22 protein-coding genes and 1 tRNA gene are annotated in these 16,515 nt (G+C 66.2%); 17 read left to right on the top strand and 6 right to left on the bottom strand.

From position 1 onward, the window contains the following. Positions 1–198: 198 nt before the first annotated feature. Complete coding sequence (locus tag ACWEV3_RS10420) at positions 199–567, bottom strand: nuclear transport factor 2 family protein (protein ID WP_452613574.1); 369 nt, start codon at positions 565–567, stop codon at positions 199–201. Between the two features lie 196 nt (positions 568–763). Between ACWEV3_RS10420 and ACWEV3_RS10415 the strand changes: the two genes are divergently transcribed. The 4 genes from ACWEV3_RS10415 (at position 764) to ACWEV3_RS10400 (ending at position 3,735) form a co-directional block, all read left to right on the top strand. Then, complete coding sequence (locus ACWEV3_RS10415; protein WP_452613573.1) at positions 764–1,132, top strand: ArsR/SmtB family transcription factor; 369 nt, start codon at positions 764–766, stop codon at positions 1,130–1,132. Next, positions 1,129–1,611, top strand: a complete 483-nt coding sequence (locus ACWEV3_RS10410) for an SRPBCC family protein (protein ID WP_452613572.1) — start codon at positions 1,129–1,131, stop codon at positions 1,609–1,611. Before ACWEV3_RS10415 ends, ACWEV3_RS10410 begins: the two co-directional genes overlap by 4 nt. Position 1,612: 1 nt before the next feature. Beyond that, positions 1,613–2,194: a TIGR03086 family metal-binding protein gene (locus ACWEV3_RS10405; RefSeq protein WP_452613571.1), complete on the top strand. Its 582-nt coding sequence runs from the start codon at positions 1,613–1,615 to the stop codon at positions 2,192–2,194. Between the two features lie 98 nt (positions 2,195–2,292). Then, a complete protein-coding gene (locus ACWEV3_RS10400; protein ID WP_452613570.1) occupies positions 2,293–3,735 on the top strand; it encodes an MFS transporter in 1,443 nt (480 codons plus the stop codon). An 842-nt stretch (positions 3,736–4,577) separates the two neighbouring features. Here the strand turns inward: ACWEV3_RS10400 and ACWEV3_RS10395 are convergent. The 4 genes from ACWEV3_RS10395 to ACWEV3_RS10380 form a co-directional block, all read right to left on the bottom strand. Beyond that, on the bottom strand, positions 4,578–4,784 hold the full coding sequence (locus ACWEV3_RS10395) for an excisionase family DNA-binding protein (RefSeq protein WP_452613569.1): 207 nt from the start codon (positions 4,782–4,784) through the stop codon (positions 4,578–4,580). A gap of 406 nt (positions 4,785–5,190) precedes the next feature. Next, complete coding sequence (locus ACWEV3_RS10390) at positions 5,191–5,841, bottom strand: HAD family hydrolase (RefSeq protein WP_452613568.1); 651 nt, start codon at positions 5,839–5,841, stop codon at positions 5,191–5,193. After that, complete coding sequence (locus tag ACWEV3_RS10385; RefSeq protein WP_452613567.1) at positions 5,841–6,671, bottom strand: hypothetical protein; 831 nt, start codon at positions 6,669–6,671, stop codon at positions 5,841–5,843. Before ACWEV3_RS10385 ends, ACWEV3_RS10390 begins: the two co-directional genes overlap by 1 nt. Then, positions 6,661–7,482, bottom strand: a complete 822-nt coding sequence (locus ACWEV3_RS10380; protein ID WP_452613713.1) for a sigma factor-like helix-turn-helix DNA-binding protein — start codon at positions 7,480–7,482, stop codon at positions 6,661–6,663. The genes ACWEV3_RS10385 and ACWEV3_RS10380 overlap by 11 nt, the downstream gene beginning before the upstream one ends. 129 nt (positions 7,483–7,611) lie before the next feature. Between ACWEV3_RS10380 and ACWEV3_RS10375 the strand changes: the two genes are divergently transcribed. From ACWEV3_RS10375 to ACWEV3_RS10315, 13 genes are all read left to right on the top strand, one after another. Then, positions 7,612–7,974 (top strand): hypothetical protein, encoded by a 363-nt coding sequence (locus tag ACWEV3_RS10375; RefSeq protein ID WP_452613566.1) that lies wholly within the window; start codon positions 7,612–7,614, stop codon positions 7,972–7,974. 604 nt (positions 7,975–8,578) lie between these two features. Beyond that, complete coding sequence (locus tag ACWEV3_RS10370; protein WP_452613565.1) at positions 8,579–8,968, top strand: hypothetical protein; 390 nt, start codon at positions 8,579–8,581, stop codon at positions 8,966–8,968. Between the two features lie 216 nt (positions 8,969–9,184). After that, entirely contained in the window at positions 9,185–9,400 is a 216-nt protein-coding gene (locus ACWEV3_RS10365; protein WP_452613564.1) for a hypothetical protein, read from the top strand. Continuing rightward, entirely contained in the window at positions 9,397–9,597 is a 201-nt protein-coding gene (locus tag ACWEV3_RS10360) for a hypothetical protein (protein ID WP_452613563.1), read from the top strand. Before ACWEV3_RS10365 ends, ACWEV3_RS10360 begins: the two co-directional genes overlap by 4 nt. A 13-nt stretch (positions 9,598–9,610) precedes the next feature. Next, entirely contained in the window at positions 9,611–9,880 is a 270-nt protein-coding gene (locus tag ACWEV3_RS10355; RefSeq protein ID WP_452613562.1) for a hypothetical protein, read from the top strand. A 2-nt stretch (positions 9,881–9,882) separates the two neighbouring features. Then, positions 9,883–10,074 carry a hypothetical protein gene (locus ACWEV3_RS10350; protein ID WP_452613561.1) on the top strand — a complete coding sequence of 64 codons (192 nt, stop codon included), beginning with the start codon at positions 9,883–9,885 and terminating at the stop codon, positions 10,072–10,074. Positions 10,075–10,175: 101 nt separating this feature from the next. Next, entirely contained in the window at positions 10,176–11,579 is a 1,404-nt protein-coding gene (locus ACWEV3_RS10345; RefSeq protein ID WP_452613560.1) for an FtsK/SpoIIIE domain-containing protein, read from the top strand. A gap of 46 nt (positions 11,580–11,625) precedes the next feature. After that, the gene (locus tag ACWEV3_RS10340) at positions 11,626–11,817 is read left to right on the top strand and encodes a hypothetical protein (RefSeq protein ID WP_452613559.1); all 192 of its coding nucleotides are present in this window, start codon (positions 11,626–11,628) and stop codon (positions 11,815–11,817) included. A 9-nt stretch (positions 11,818–11,826) separates the two neighbouring features. Beyond that, positions 11,827–12,726 carry a hypothetical protein gene (locus tag ACWEV3_RS10335; RefSeq protein ID WP_452613558.1) on the top strand — a complete coding sequence of 300 codons (900 nt, stop codon included), beginning with the start codon at positions 11,827–11,829 and terminating at the stop codon, positions 12,724–12,726. Positions 12,727–12,916: 190 nt separating this feature from the next. Continuing rightward, positions 12,917–13,261: a hypothetical protein gene (locus ACWEV3_RS10330; RefSeq protein WP_452613557.1), complete on the top strand. Its 345-nt coding sequence runs from the start codon at positions 12,917–12,919 to the stop codon at positions 13,259–13,261. Positions 13,262–13,431: 170 nt separating this feature from the next. After that, positions 13,432–14,913, top strand: coding sequence for a replication initiator (locus ACWEV3_RS10325; RefSeq protein WP_452613712.1), 1,482 nt, complete (start codon positions 13,432–13,434; stop codon positions 14,911–14,913). A 2-nt stretch (positions 14,914–14,915) separates the two neighbouring features. Next, the gene (locus tag ACWEV3_RS10320; protein WP_452613556.1) at positions 14,916–15,098 is read left to right on the top strand and encodes a helix-turn-helix transcriptional regulator; all 183 of its coding nucleotides are present in this window, start codon (positions 14,916–14,918) and stop codon (positions 15,096–15,098) included. 32 nt (positions 15,099–15,130) lie between these two features. Beyond that, complete coding sequence (locus tag ACWEV3_RS10315; protein WP_452613555.1) at positions 15,131–16,285, top strand: tyrosine-type recombinase/integrase; 1,155 nt, start codon at positions 15,131–15,133, stop codon at positions 16,283–16,285. Between the two features lie 125 nt (positions 16,286–16,410). Here ACWEV3_RS10315 and ACWEV3_RS10310 read toward each other — a convergent pair. Then, positions 16,411–16,483 (bottom strand) — tRNA-Arg (locus ACWEV3_RS10310). Positions 16,484–16,515 lie beyond the last annotated feature (32 nt).

Raw genomic sequence — 16,515 nt, 5'->3', positions numbered from 1 at the left:
AGTTGCGCCTCCGGCCGGGCACCGACGACCGCGCGCACGGGCCGGCCGTCGCGGAAGAGCATCAGCGTTCAAACGCTCCGATCCCGCGTCCCCGGCTACCCGGCCGCGCCGAGCGGCCGGAAAGCAAGAATCCCCCTGCAAGACGGGGTTTCTGCTGTCTCGACCGGCCGTGCGCCCGATGCGAACCGGGCGCGCTCGTCAGCGGTAGTCGTTCTCGCTGAGCGGGATCACCCACGCGCGGCGCTCGCAGATCTTGCCGTCGCGCATGCGGAACACCTCGGCCATCGACATGCGCATCTCCCCACCCGCGGCACGCTTCGCCGTGCCGTTGATCTCCGCCATCACCACGTCGTCCTGCTCCACCAAGCGCACGACCTCCAGCTCTGGCGGGTCGATGAACTCCGGCGCGCCGTCGATGGCCTTGTCGTAGGCCTCCTTGCCGGTCAGCTGGAACGCACCGAAAACCGTCCACCGGATGTCGTCGGTCAGGCAGGACAGGATCTGCTCGTGGTCGTTCTTGCGGAAACCGTCCAGGTAGGTGTTGACGGTCTCGATGTTGCGCGACATGGGTGCCCTCTCGCCCTCCGGTGAATCGCTTGCGATCTGCAAGCACCGAGAACGGTAGCGAGAGCAGTTGCAAAGTGCAAGCGGTTTTGGTTCGAAATTAGTAATGCACACGAAGAGGGCCTTCCTCAACCGCTCGGTTGACAACGAAGAGAAGGCCGCCTAGCTTGATATTCAACCGATTAGTTGAGGAAGAATCGTGGACGAGAGCACGGAGCGGCTCAACCGGGCGTTCGCGGCATTGGCCGACCCGACCCGGCGCGAGCTGGTGGCCCGGCTGGCCGGCGCGGACGCGACCGTGGGCGAGCTGGCCGAGCCCTACGACATGAGCCTCCAGGCGATCTCCAAGCACGTGAAGGTGCTCGAGGAGGCCGGCCTGGTGACCCGCAGCAAGGACGCCCAGCGCCGGCCGGTCCACCTGGACGCGGAGGTGTTCGACCTGATGTCGAAGTGGATCGAGCGCTATCGCCGGGAAGCCGAGGAGCGCTACCAGCGCCTCGACGCCCTGCTGGGCTGGATGACCGGCGAAGAGAACCAGAAACCGAACCGCACGGAGGACGCATCATGACCAAGCACGAGACCCAGATCCTGGCGGACGAGAAGGTTCCGACGATCGAGATCCTCCGGGAGTTCGACGCGACTCCCGAGCAGGTGTACCGCGCCCACGTCGATCCCGAGCTCTACGCGCAGTGGGTCGGGCCGCGTTCGCTCACCACCCGGGTCCTCCGGTGGGACGCTCGCACCGGCGGCTCGTGGGCCTTCGCCAACGATCGCGGCGGCGAGGAGATCGCCTCCTTCTACGGCAGCTTCCACGAGGTGCGGCCGAAAGAGCGCATCGTGTGGACCTTCACCTACGAAGGCCACCCCGACGCAGTCTCGCTGGAGACGCTGACCTTCGAGGAACTCGAGGGCGGGCGCACGAGGCTGCGGACGCTGAGCGTGGTGCAGGACTTCGAGACCCGCGACGGCATGCTTGCAAGCGGCATGGACGTCGGGGTCAACGAGGGTTACGACAAGCTCGACGAGCTGCTCGCGAAGGACGCCTGAGATGACGCGCACACCTGCCCAGCAGCACACGCACGACGCCGGCCGGTTCACCGAGCTGGTCGAGTCCGCCGCAGCCGACGACTGGGCGCGGCCCAGTCCGGTCGCGGAGTGGACGGCCCTCGACATCGTGAAGCACCTGGTCGGGTGGTCCCGCGGCTTCCTGGCCGGCGCCGGGATCGAGCTCCCGCCCCTGGACGTCGAGGCCGACCCGGTCGCCGCCTGGAAGCAGCACGTCACCGACATCCAGGCGATCCTCGACGACCCCGCCGGGCGGGTGCTCAGCAACCCGCACACCGGCGACAAACCGGTGGACGAGGCGATCGACCAGTTCTACACGGCCGACGTCTGGATGCACACCTGGGATCTCGCCAAGGCGCTCGGCCGCGAGCCCGACCTGGGCCAGGAGCGTTGCCGCGCCGTGCTGGCGGCCATGAAGCCCATGGAGCAGATGCTGCGCGACAGCGGGCAGTTCGGTCCCGCCGTGCCCATCGCCGACGGGGCCTCAGCGCAGGATCAGCTGATGGCCTTCATCGGCCGCGATCCGGCCTGGCCGTCCACCGGCCGAGCCGCCGCGAAGGACTAGCTCCCGTTGACACATACCCCCTAGGGGTATATAAATCCTCCCGACATGAATACCCCATTGGGGTATCGGCGACTGCGGTCGCCCGGGAGGAGACGGACATGGGACTGTTCGCGATTCGCGACTACCGGCGGCTGTTCAGCGCTCAAGTCATCGCGTTGTTCGGCACCGGCCTGGCCACCGTCGCGCTGGGCCTGCTCGCGTACGAGCTGGCGGGCCCACGGGCCGGCGCGGTTCTCGCCACCGCGCTGACCATCAAGATGGTCGCGTACGTGGTCGTCGCACCTCTAGCGGCCGCGTACGTCGACCGGCTGCCCAGGCGTTGGTTCCTCACGATCCTCGACGTGGTGCGCGCCCTGGTGGTGATCGCGCTGCCGTTCGTCACCGAGGTGTGGCACATCTACGTCCTGATCGGAGTCCTCCAGACCGCGTCAGCGGCGTTCACACCGACGTTCCAGGCGGTCATCCCCGACATCGTGACCGAGGAGGCCGACTACACCCGCGCGCTGTCCGCGTCGCAGGTGGCCTCCACCATGGAGAGCCTGCTGAGCCCGGTGCTCGCGGCAGTGGCGCTCACCTTCATGTCGTTCAACCTGCTGTTCCTCGGCACCTCCGCCGGGTTCGCCGGGTCCGCGCTGCTGGTCCTGTCCACGCGCATCCCCAACGCGCGCCCCAGCTCGCACGCGAACGCCTGGGACCGGGCCGTGGCGGGGATCCGCACGTTCGCGGCCACCCCGAGCCTGCGCGGCGTCATGGCGCTGAACCTCGTGGTCGCCGCCGCCGGCTCCATCGTGGTCGTCAACACCGTGAACTACGTCCGCGACGTCCTCGGCGGAACCCGATCCGACGTGGCCTGGATGCTCGCCGCGTCCGGAACGGGGACACTGCTGGTGGCCCTCGTCCTCCCGCGCGTCCTGGACCGGGTGGCGGACCGGTTCGTGATGCTGATCGGCGCCGCGGTGCTGGTGCTCGCGGTCGGCGCGGCGGTCACGACATCCGCGACGAGCGTCGCCGCGGCACTGCCGACCGGGGCGATCTGGGTGGCGATCGGCGGCGGGATGGCGCTGATCATCACGCCGACCGGGCGGGTGCTCCGCCGAGCCGTCGACCCCACCGGAATTCCCGAGGTCTTCGCGGCCCAGTTCTCGCTGTCCCACCTGGCCTGGCTGGTGACCTACCCCATCGCCGGATGGGTCGCCACGCAGGCGGGCTTCACGACCACCTGGACCGTGCTGGCGGGCCTAGCAGCGATCGGAGCCATCACGGCACTGGCGGTCTGGCCAAGCGACGAGAAGGCCGAAGCCGAAGGACCTGCGGTTGTGCAGCGCGCCGAGGCGGTTGAAGCCGAAGGGCGGGCGGCAGCGGGTGCGCTGCGCGACGAGACGGTTGAGCCCGAAGGGCGTGCGGCAGTGGCGGTCCAGCCACGCACCAGGACGGCCGAGGCCGGAGCCCACGTCGCGGTGGCGGTCGCGACCCGGGAAGCCGCAGAAGCCGCGGAGGGCACGCTCGCGGCATCCCAGTGCGCCTGCGTCCGCACCATCTGAGGCCGCCGGCCAACACCGCACAGAACTCCGTTGAGGACGAGCACTTCTCGCCCACCGGTCAGCCGGGGCGAGAAGTGCTCGTCCATTGGTTCGCGCACAACACGAGTGATCGGCCTGCCGACCTGACCAGACGTGCGCCCGAAGGGATTCGAACCCCTAACCTTCTGATCGGGTTTCCGTGATCATCGACGTTTGCCGTTGCTTGCCGAAACCTGTTGCCACGTGCGGGGATGTGGCCTAGGCGCGCCGCGGTGCCTGCCCTCGTTTGTCGTTGTTTGCGGTTGATTCTTGGCAATTTTTCGGCAAACCGGCGTGCCCCGCGGCTTTGCCCTTCACTTACAAGGAAGGGGCCTCTGCCCTCACCCCGTCGACCTGGCGAAGCCCGATCGGATCGTGTCAAGGGGGCAACATCCGAGGCCAACGGTACGCGCCGGCGGAAGCTTGCCCCCTTGACGCGGTCTGATAGCCCCGTGGGAGGTCGATGGGGTGAGGGCAGAGCAGCCACGACCGAACCGCAGGGTTCGATCTCGAACCCTCACCCTGTTGGCCTGCCCGTCCGGCGAGGACATCTCTTTGCGCCTCAGTGTGCCCCTTCTGCGGTGCGGGGCCGCCTGCCTTCCCGTCAGGCCGGGCCGCGGGGGCGCTGGGGTGCCGGAGGCGGGCCCCCGGCGGTCCCCGCTGGCCCGGTCAGGGAAACAGCAGGCAGGCGGCCCCGCAGGGGCCGCCCTTGATGAAGAAAAGAAACTCTGAACACCGGAGCACCGGAGCGCCGCTGCGATGATCAAGCCGCACTCGGAGAGGCTCGCAACGGCGTCGCGAGTTGTTGTCGCCAACCGGTGGGGTCACTTCTCGTGTTGATCGCGCTGGCGCTGCCCGTGCTCGCGTAGTTGGTGCTTGACCTGTTCGAGGTCGAACCGACCTTGTCCGCCTGCGGTCACAAAGGCTGGGGTGATCACGCCTTCGCGTACCCACCGAGCAACTGTCTGGCGTGAAACTCCGAGCTTGCGCGCCACTTCCGAGCTGGTGATCAGGCGCGCGGATTCAGGCATGACCTGAAGCTACGAACTTCAGGCCAGACCTTCCTTCCCGATGTTACTGTTGCGCCAGATTGGTCAAATGAGTCAGATGTTCCACTTTGTATGCGGGGCGGTGTGATCGATGAGCGCAAGCGGCTGGCGGCTAGCTCCCGCCAAGGCGGCAGAGAGCCGGGATGCAGAACATCGCGAAGCACGCAAGCCGAGTGGGTGGAAGCCGCACATGGCGAGACGTTCGAAGGAAACTGTCACTGAGTGGTGTGAACGATTGGCATGGTCGTGTTACTCGTGCGGAAGACGGTTCCCGCCTGGTCAGCGTCAGGCGCTCAACGATCATGAAGACTCACACGTCGGCCACTGATCACGAGACGGGCGCTGCCTGGCGCGAGTCAGACAACGCCGTTCGGGCGACGGGCCGCGGTTAGATCAGCTCCGCCATCTGGCTGATGATGCCCGCTGGCTGGCACTTCATGAACTGCTCGCGCTTGCCTGGCTTGTTCGCGTACGCGATGCACTTGGCCCCAGCATGTTGGGCGGCTTCGATGTCGGTGATCGAGTCGCCGATCATGACGCAGCGCCCAGGTGAGACATCAAGATAGCTCGCCGCCCGCAGCAGGAGATACGGCTGTGGCTTGAGTTCGCCGACATCGGCATTCGTGCGAGCGGAAACGCCGACGACCATGCTCGCTAGGCCGTGCGCTTCGAGGTAGACCCGGACGGCGGCCTCGGAGTTGTTCGACACGATGGCGACCGGAATCCGCTGGCGCGAAAGGGATTCCAGAACAGCGACTGTGCCCGGAGTCGACGGGGCGACCTCGACCGCGCGTGTTTCCAGCTCCCGGAGCCGATGCTCAACGGCTGCGGCGAAACCACCAGTTGAAGCGGCGCACTTCAGGACGTCGAACGGATCACGACTCCAATCAACCTCATCTGGTAGCCGGCCTTCGAACAGCTCCCGCAGCTCGGCGGCCACCTGATGATCCGCCAGACCACCGAAGACGGCGCAGACAGGTCCGTCGAAGTCGAGCAGGACGGCGTCACAGCTAGAGATGATCTGTGGCGGACTGGCCATCAGTGCACTGCCTGAGCTGCGGTGTTCCAAAAACGAATTGTGACTATAGCCTTGTCGTCATGCCGCTTGGCCCTTGGGAATGCCTGCCCGTCTGGGTCGGTGATCGCTTCCCATTGTCGGGATTGCTCAAGCAGCATCGCCAATGCGGCTTCGTCCCCCGTGGCGACCTCGCCCCAGTTGTCGAGCCCCATGTGGCTGAGCGTGTTGAAAGCACCGTCTGTAGCGAGGATTGCCCAGGGAGTCGCCCGCACGTGCCGAACCGAGGTTATCGCATGGTCGGCCGCAGCTGGATCAGCCTCGGCGATCCAGTAGCCACCCCTGCGATTCCGATACTTCACCTGTTGGTCCTGAAGTTCACGTAGCAATCGCTTGTGGACCTCGTCGTAGCCGTATCCGTCCGCCAGACGTTCCTGGTATTGGCGGCGCTCGACCAGGTTTAAGGCGTCAATTCGTTCATCGCTGATGACCTCGTCAGGGAAGATGATCGCCGTATCGCCAAGCACGAGCGAATCAACTGCATCCTCGCGCTGGCGAACGATAGCGACCGTGCTGGACGGTGAATCGCCAGCTACGAGGTTCAACCTGCTCGTCGTTGACCTAATAGCGCCGGCCAGAAGCGAAGGCAGATCAGACGTCGGCTGTTCTTCGAGACTTCGGCGGAGTTCGCCTCCGAGTGTCGTTGCGTACGCGCTGGCGGAGACCGGTATGGGCCGGAAGGCCGACGCACCATCGAGCACGATGACGGCGTTTGAGGTCGTGAAGACCTTGTCGTCGCTCTCCGTGAAAGCCGGTAGCTGTGCAGTTGTGGCCGATATGCGGTCACCAGACATAGGGACCACCAATCAGCTCACTCTTGGTGATCTCCAGCCCTTCGTACGAGCCGCGTACGGCTGCGCTGAAGGACACGTCGCCAACCTGGCGGAAAAGTTCAGCAAGGCCGCCTGTGAGGTAGTGCGCAACCCCAAGCGAACCGATCGCATGGATTCCGGCAATGTGGACAATCACCCGATCTTCGTAGCGGTGTCGTGCGATGTAGGCGATGTCAGCGTTCTCGGGGTCCGGCTCGTCAGCCGGGGATCCGAACCGTTGGCCCGATTCACGATGCTCGAACCACCAGCGGCCATCGTCTTTCACGAGCGTTGCGACTGGATCCTCTGCGAGAAGTGCGGCCCCGATCGGGGCTGACTTGGGCCCACAGACCACAACCCCGTCACCGTCGCGCGCGACACCGGTTTCGGGGCCGATCTGGTACCGGTCGACTGTGAACGCCAAGGCGGTCAGAAGCGCCTCTAGCTGTTCGCCGGTCTCGGCGTCTTCTGCCGCGATGAGCGGTCGTTCGCGGTCAGTGACCTGGTAGCGGTAGGGAATGCCGATGCTCACTGGGCCAACACCGAAGAAGACGCGCTGAACATCCGCGGCGGACTTCTTGATCTGCGTGATGCGCCCCTTGGTGATCCCCAGCGCCGCAGCGATCTCGGTGTAACTCATGTCGCGCTCGCGGTACGCCTCCTCGATCGCAGCTTTGCGCAGCCGGGCGAGTTCCGTCGCGCGTTGTTGGTAGGTCGTGATTAGCTCCGTAGCGCGCTGACCTCGACGTATTGGGTCTGGCTCCTGTCTCACAGCTTCGAACTCATCCTTCATGGCCACGCTGGCAGTTTAGACCCCCTTGACAGGCAAACGCCAGTCGCGTACCTTCGTGTTTAGACCCCCTCAACCGCAAGGTCTGCAACGAAAGTTTAGGGGGGTAAACATCCAGCGATGGAGGCAGAGATGGCGCTGAAGGACATCCCGGCGAACCTCGGGGGCTACAAGCTGATGATCACCGAGGCTCCGACGATGAAGATGAAGGAAGACAAGAACGGCGTGCAGGAGCAGGTGGTGGATCGCCGGACCGGTGAGGGTCACTACTTGGTGTCGCTGTTCGCGAAGAAGCGGCCCCAGGAAGGCGAGTTCGCGCAGCGCGGCGAGGAAATCAAGGTGACCTTGACGCAGAACCCTGGCGAGGGCTTCGAAGAGGGCACCTACGTCGAGCTGCTCTCGGCGACCGTGAGCCACTGGGAGCGCCGCTCGGAGGAGGGCCGCTTCTCGTCTGGTCTGTCCTACAAGGCCATCGGCATGAAGCCGCTCGTCTGACCCCCTGAATTTTCCCTGACGCGACTGTTCGCGTTTCTTAAGCAGATTCCCTGCTTGTTCTTTGAGAATTACATAGTGGGCCGAGCCATGCCTTTTTCGGCGCGGAATTGTGCGCCGGGGAAGTCATGTTGACCCCCGGAATCGGGACGGCAGGGCATTCCTGCTCATGCCGGGGGTCTTCATGGTTTCCCAACAAAGAAGAGGTGATGTGTTGTGCTGTGCTACTGCCCGGCGTGCGATATCCCGGAGAGCCACCGTTCCTACCGGCACTCGGATGACGAGTTCTGCCGAAAGGACACCGGCGGTGGCGCGCTCAGCGATGACTGAGCCGAGTGGACCCAAGGCGTCGGATGAGCTCTGGTCGATGGCGCAGGGTGTCAGGTCGGTTCGTGAGGACCTGGAGGAATTTCGTCGCAGGACCGCGAGTCGCGCGGGTTCGCGGAATTGGCGGGTTCAGTTCGCCATCTCCGCATTGGAATCTGCGGCGGACGAGTTGGAGTCGATTCGAAGCGAATGGGAGTGAGTCAGGATGGACGGTTTCGGTTTTCACGGGTCGGGCTGCCTGGGTTCGGGGCGGTGATCGGCCGTGGTCGAGGAAACGGATTTGTTCGGTAATCCGATCGCGCCGCTGAAGCCGCGGGAGGCTCCGCGTCCACCGGTCAACGACATGGAGTTGGTCGAGCGGATTCTCCGGGAGGCATCTGCGGTCGGTTTCGTGCTGGTCGGCATCCGTGAGGACGTGTACCGGCGGGTCACCGATGACTGGGTGGAAAAGGCCCCGTCCGATGTGGACGCCGCCGTGCACCAGCTGATCGACGCGAAGTGGCTGCACGTCGGCGGCACACACACCGTGCGCTACGACCGCTACACCGGGCCGGCGCGGTCGGTGCTGGTGCCGCGGAAATCCCGCCAGACCGCCTACCGCTGGGACTCCCTGGCCAAACCGGAGTCGTGGAACTCCGGTTCTGACCGGGGGAAGGGCAGGGCGGCATGAGCGAGGGGTGTGAGCACTGGTTTTACCGGGTCGAGCCCGATGGGACGGCGCAGTGCCAGGACTGCCCGCACAGCTGGCAGGTGGCGTGAGCACCGAACGAGCCCCGCCCCACGGGCGAGCCGACGCGACAAAGGGAGGGAGACAGTGAAGGGGTGTTCACAGCTTTGTAATCCAGGAACCGACGATCCCGCGTGCCGGAACTGCCGGCTTGCTCCGGTGGAGAATTTCGCCTCACGGGACGACAAGCTCTACCGCGTCTTATCCGATCTCGATCACGGACTGAAGTTCTATCTCGGCTGCCTCGAACAGTCCAGGGGATTGCCGTGGTCGTGGCAGATCGAGGAATCACTCGATGACCTTTTCGAGGAGATCGACAAGGTGACGAGCTGGACGCGGAGGCATCTCGAAGAAGTGGAGAAGCGGCTGCGATGACCTACGAGGAAGCTCGCGACTCCATCCGGGAATCGATGCGGCGGCTGATGGACATCGAGAACGTGATCGTCACATCGGCGACCGAGCTGGATTTCCCGGACCGGAACGAGCTGATGCCGCTGATGGACGGGCTTCAGCGGGCGCACTACCAGCTCGACCGGGTTTTGCAGATTGAGGAAATCGGAGAAAACGAATGAAGGGAAGTGAGTAATGCAGATCCAGGCGCTGAACAACCGCGCGAAGAACAAATATCAGGAGTTGCACAACGCGCTGGAGGTGGTGCGGATCGCGCTGGAGGAAGCCGCGAAGCTGCACGCCAAGATCAAGAAGCCGGGCAGTCACGACGCCGCCCAGTGGCGGGTGCCGGACCGGGAGCAGATCGAGGCCGGGCACGCCAAGGCGGTGGCGCAGCTGATCACGCTGCACACCTCCACGGTGAAGTGGGAGAAGGAACTCGTCTCGAAGGGTTGGAGGGTCTGAGCATGAGTGGTTACCAGGTGATTGCCGCGATCGAGGATCTCGACAAGGCGATGGTGAAGCTCCGCGATGCCATGGCGGGGATCCAGGTCCGCGCGGCCGGCTTCCGGAAGGAACACGACGAGTTGGCCCGGAAGGTGGCCGACTACAAGGTTGATCTCGAAGACGTCATGCCGCACATTAGCGCGTCGCGATAACCAACCGCACCAACGTTTTTCGCCGGGGCTCGGCTGCCAATGACGGTAGCCGGGCCCCCCTTTTTTTGTTTGTCCCGCAAGGTGTTTGGAGTTGATCAGTGATGGGCAAGGAGACTCGCCGCAAGGGAATCGAGTGGCGCGCGGCCGGCTGGATGGCACGCCACCCCGGCATCAGCACCGCCCCGGTCGCACTGGGCACGAGCGTGGCTGAACTGGGGCCGGTGACCACCGCGGGCGTGCTGGCCGGCGTTGGTGCGGCGGGCCTGTCCTGGTACCGCGGGCACCCGGCCACGTTCGATCGCCACGCCGCCCCGTGGCTGCGGGCGTTCCGGCAACGCTGGCTGCGCTACATCGGCAGACGCTGGCGTGGGGTGATGATCGACTGCGAGTTCGGGCGCGAGAACCGCCGGACCGGGCATGTGGAGGTGCCGCGGCTGATCCGGGTCCGCTCGGCGTCCCCGTCGATCGACACCCTGTACGTCAAGATCCTCCGCGGCCAGTCCCTCAAGCGGTTCCAGGACGCCCAGGACGAGCTGGCGATGGCGCTGCGGGCCGACGCGCTGGGCGTCACTAAGGTCAAGCCCGGCGTGATCGCGCTGACCGTGGTCCGCGGGAACCCCTTCGAGCACATCGTCGACCCGGCCGAGATCCCCGCCGACACCGCAGACGTCGACTTCGAGGCGCTGTACATGGGCGAGGACGAGCACGGCAACGACTGGACCGAGCCCTTCATCGGCGGCAACCACCTGCTCGGGTGCGGTGCAACGGGCTCGGGTAAGGCCGGCTTGTTCTGGAACCCGCTGCGGGCGATGGGGCCGGCGATCCGGGACGGTCTGGTGCAGGTGGACTTCCTGGACCTCAAGGGCGGTATGGAAGCCGGAGTGCACCGCGAGTTCTTCCACCGCTACGCCGACGAACCCAAGCACGGCCTGCAGGTCATCGAAGCGTTCCGCGACGACATGAAGACCACTCAGCGCTACCTCGCCTCGGAAGGACTCAGGAAGGCCACCCCGTCCCGGGAAACGCCGCTGCGGCTGCTGATGATCGACGAGCTGGCCATGATGACCGCGCTCGGAGAGTCGGGCATCACCCGCGCCGCGATCAAGCTCATGGCCGAGGTCATGACCCAGGGCCGTGGCCCGTTGTTCGGGGTCTGCGCCTACGTACAGGAACCGACCAAGGACATCGTCCCGGTCCGGGACCTGTTCACCCGCCGCGTGTGCCTGCGCACCACCGCCGAAAACCACCCCGACATGGTCCTCGGTGACGGCATGCGGCAGCGCGGTGCCTTGGCCGACGAGATCCCTGCCGATGACGAGCACGCCGGCATCGGATTCCGCGTCGACAAGTACTCCCGCCGCCCCGTGCGCGTGCGCGCCGGCTACGTCTCCGATGCCGACATCACCGAACTCGTCCGCACCTGCACCCCCGGCCCGGTCGACGAGTCCAACGTGGTCCACCTCCACCGCGACCACGACGAAGAAGACGAAACCGAAGCCGCCTGAAAACCGACCAGCACGACCCGAGAAACAACCTGGAAGGAATGGACTGATGAAACCCGTTGTCCACGTTGAACTGACCGGTGCCGCGATCAAAACCGTACTGATCCTGCTGTTGATGACGACCGGCGTTCTGGCGCTGGTGTGGCTGTTGGCCGGTCCCGGCTATGCCATCGCGGGCGGACTTGCGGTGATCGTGATCGTGCGGGGCCTGTATGCCCTGTTCACCCCGAGCAGCGAATAGGAGCTGATCATGGGCTTGCGTCGACGCCCGAAGGGTGCGCCTGAGGGGGAGACGTGGCGGGTCGGCAAGCTCCGTGCCCAGATTGCGGAAGCGACCCGCCTCCGCGGCCTGGTCCGCAACCCGGACCTCGTCGCGGTGGAGATCGAGCGCCACCGCCGGCGGACTCTGATCGGGTTGTGGTTCTTCCTCGCGTTGGGGCTGGTGTTCACCACCGCCGGCGTTCAGCGTTTCCTCGCCGGCGGCACGACCTCAGCCGATCCGCTGTGGTGGGCCGCGTGGACGGTCGAGCCGATGTTCGCAGGGTTGCTGATCGTGCTGCTGAACTTCGAGGCTCTGATCCTCTCCCACGGCATCGACCTCGATCACGCCTGGTGGAGTCGGCTCAAGCGGGTCTTGCTGGCGGCGACGTTGTTCATGAACGTGATCCCGCAACTCGTCCCGCTGGTCACCAACTGGGAAGCGTTCAATCCCGGGTCGGCGCTGGTGCACGCGATCATCCCGGTGATCGTCTACGGGCTGGCCGAGGTCATCCCGGTCATCCAGGCCCGCGCCCGGCAAGCCGTCCTCAACGGCTACGCCGAAGCCGACCGCCACCAACCCGACCCCGAACCCGCACCCCCGGAACCCGACTCCGAGCCGGAACCCGAACCGACCCCGGCACGAGCACCGACCGCGCCGGCTGCACCGGAACCGCTTGTGGCCCCGGAGCCGCCCGCGGCAGTGAGGACGGTCCAGCGGGGCCCGAAGTTGCCGCCGCAAGTGGCGCAGATGATCGACAACGCCCGCGCCCAGGCACTCCGTGAGGGCCGGGAGTTCACCGCGGCCGACGTGCAGGCCGTTGTCCGGCTCCCGGACGACATCGCCGCACAGGTCGCCGGCAGCACCACCAACGGCCACGCCGTGGCGTGAAAACCGTTACCGCACAAGCGAATCACTGATCCGTACCGGCTCGGCGGGTGTTACCGCGGGGCATGGGCTCACCGGGAACATCCCGCCGGGCCCATTCCCAGGAGGTGTCACCGTGATCAGCTCCGTCCGCCCTCTCCCTCGTCGTCGTCCGCGTCTGCTGGACCTGTGCTCGTGTGCCGGTGGTGCCGGGATGGGCTACCACCGCGCCGGTTTCGACGTCGTCGGCGGCGACATCGCCCGCCAGCCCCGTTACCCGTTCGAGTTCCATCAGGCCGACGCCCTTGAGTTCCTCGCCGCGCACGGCCACGAGTTCGACGCGATCCACGCCAGCCCGCCGTGCCAGGCGTTCACCAACGCGCAGCGCATCCGCGGCAACGACCACCCCGACCTCATCGCCCCCACCCGCGACCTGCTCATTACGACCGGGCGGCCGTGGGTCATCGAGAACGTCGAAGGCGCACCCCTGCACAACCCCGTCATGCTCTGCGCCGCCCTCCTGACCGAAGTCACCACCCCGGTCACCACGGCCGCCTGAAAATCCCTGCCCTACAACCGAATACCGCATACCGATCCAGCTCGGCGGGCCACCACCGGGCCGATCGATCCGGACAGGTGTCCCGCCGCGTTCCTGTGTGGAGGTGGACACCGTTGCCCCCGAGAGCCCTGATCAACCACGCCGACTACCAGCGCCTGACCGCCGATGGCATGCAGCGCCGTGCCCGCTCGGCCGACTTCCGCCAGTGGCGCACCGACATCGAGCGGCTCGGCGGCTGCACCCACCCGATCCGGCTCTCGGGCTCCTGGGCCGTCCAGGACACCGTCACCGGCAAGGTCCTCGCCGACCGCACCGGGCAGGTCATGGTCCCCTGCGGCAATCGCCGCGAAAGCGTCTGCGTCGCCTGCTCCGACCGCTACGCCGCCGACGCCTACCACCTGCTCCACGCCGGACTCGCCGGCGGCACCAAGGGCATCCCCGCCTCCGTAGCCGACAAGCCCCGCCTGTTCGTGACCTTGACCGCCCCGTCTTTCGGTCCGGTCCACAACCGCCTCACCCCGAACGGGAAGGTCATCCCGTGCCGGTGCGGCGAGTTCCACCACCCCGACGACCCCCGTCTCGGGCAGCCGATCGACCCCGGCACCTACGACTACCGCGGGCACGTGCTGTGGCAGGCCCACGCCGGCGCGCTCTGGCACCGCTTCACCACCTACCTCAAGCGCCACCTTGCCGAAGCCGCCGGCCTCCGCCAAAGCGCCTTCGCCGAGGTCGCCCGGTTGTCGTTCGCGAAGGTCGCCGAGTACCAGCGCCGCGGCGTGATCCACTTCCACGCCGTCATCCGCCTCGACGGCCCCGATGGACCGAACGACCCGACCCCGCGATGGGGCACGGTCGACGTGCTCACCGACGCGGTCCGCCTCGCCCACGCCAACACCATGATCACCTCCCCCGAGGTCGACGGCCGCACCTGGGAACTGGCATTCGGTGACCAGCTCGACATCCGCCCGATCCGGCCCCTCGACGCCTCCGCGGTGGAGGACGACCGCGGTGTGATCAGCGACGACCGGGTCGCCTCCTACATCGCCAAGTACGCCACCAAAGGCACCAGCACCACTGAGGCCGCGGACCGCCGGATCCGCTGCCAGGCCGACATCGACCGCCTGCAGGTCAGCCCACATCACCGGCGGATCATCCAGACCGCCTGGGACCTCGGGGCCCTGGTGACGTGCCCGGACTGCCACCCTGACGGGCCCCACCAGGCAGAGGGTTGCGCCTGTCAGCAACGCCAGCGGGCCCGCTACTGCGGCACCTGCGACAACGGCGGCGAGATCACCCGCACCACCCGCCTCCACCGCTCCCGTCCCGGGCGCAGCGACAAGCCCGACCCGCTGGACGCGCTCCGGCTCCGCCGCTGGGCACACATGCTCGGCTTCCGCGGCCACTTCCTCACCAAGTCACGGCAGTACTCGGTGCCGTTCCGGCAGATCCGTGACGACCGCCGCCAGTACCAGCACGAGCAAACCCTCGCCCAGCTCGGGATCACCGACGACGACACGGTCACCGTGATCAACGACTGGGCCATGACCAGCGTCGGCCACCACACCCCCGCCGAACGCGAACTTGCCGCCGCCATCGCCCAACGCCGGCGAGAACAACGCAAACACCGTCACGCGACCGAAAGGAAGGACTGACCATGAGCATCAAGCTGTGGGGGCCGCAGGACGTGGCCGACTACCTCGGAGTTCCACTTAACACTGTCTACCGGTGGAACAGCCGCGGCACCGGACCCAAGGGGCGGCGCGTGGGCAAGTACGTCCGGTACCGCCGCGAAGACGTTGACGCCTGGTTCGAGTCCCTGTCTGAGGGGGTGGCCTGATGTCAGGTCGGCTCCCGCTGCCGCTGGGTGGCATGGGCGAGATCTCGGTGAAACAGGTCGGCAAGTCGTGGGCGGCGCGGGCCTGGTTCCGGCGTGAGGATGGCACTTACGCCGACGTTCGCCGCCGGGGCCGGACGAAAGAGCTGGCCAGGCAAGCCGTCCGGGACGCGGTCAAGGACCTGGCTCCGGCGACGGCTGCTGGTGCAGATGTGACAGCGATGTCGTTGTTCGACGAGGTGGCGCAGCTGTGGCTGGCACAGTTCCGGGATGACGCCGAGAACGGGACGTTCTCCTTCTCGTCGCTGGACACCTACAGCGATGCCTACCGCAATCACGTCAAGCCCGCGCTGGGACGTCTTCGGGTCTTCGAGGTGAAGACCCCGGTGGTCAGCAGGCTGTGTCAGGCAAAGCTGAAGGCGCATAGCGTGAGCCTCGCCAAGCACGTCAAGGCCGTGATCAGCCACATCATGATCTTCGCAATGGAGGCCGGCGCGGCGGAGAAGAACCCAGTCAAGGGGATTGCTCCGCTGACCGAGCGGCGGGCGAAGACCAAACGGAAGAAGGCGCGATCCCTGACACGGGACGACGTGTTCGATCTCCTCGGGAAGCTGGATACCGACGAGGAGGCCCAGCGGCGAGACCTGCCGGACCTGGTGCGGTTCTTCATCGCCACCGGTGAGCGGTCCGGGGAGGCGCTCGGGGCTCGCTGGACGGACTTTGACGCCAAGAAGAAGAAACTCCGCATGGACGGCAACATCATCCAGGCGCGCGGCAAGGGGACGGTCCGCAACGACGGCAAGTCCGAGACTGCGGGGCGTGACATCCCTCTCACCGACTGGTGCGTGCAGATGCTCTTGGAGCGCAAGGCCAGGCTCGGCGTCGTCAACGAGGACATGCCGGTCTTCACCAATACGAAGAACGGCTACCTCAACGCTTCCAACGTGATCAATCGGGTGTGGGTGCCGTTCCGCACGCGGGCCGGGTACGAGTGGGTGACCTTCCACACGCTCCGCAAGACGTTCGCCACGCTCCAGGATGAGGCCGGGCTGACGGCCCGTCAGGTGGCAGATCTGCTGGGGCATTCGCACGTGTCGATGACGCAGGACAACTACTTCGGGCGGGGTCAGGAGTCCCGCGCTGGCGCTGAGGCGCTGGACTTCCTGGATCCCGAGGCTCCCCGTGAGTAGCCGAGGAAAGTTGGCAATTTATTGGCAACCGGGGCCTGAACGGCAAGCCGTCGCCCGGCCGTTCAGACCCCCGAAAAGCAACGAACCCCCTGCTAGAGGGGGTTCGCAGCTGTCTCGACCAGACGTGCGCCCGAAGGGATTCGAACCCCTAACCTTCTGATCCGTAGTCAGATGCTCTATCCGTTGAGCTACGGGCGCGTCTTCAGTTTTGTGATCTCCACCTGGCGGTG

Source organism: Saccharopolyspora sp. NPDC003752, assembly GCF_053605825.1.
This window is presented reverse-complemented; position numbering and strand designations above follow the sequence as displayed.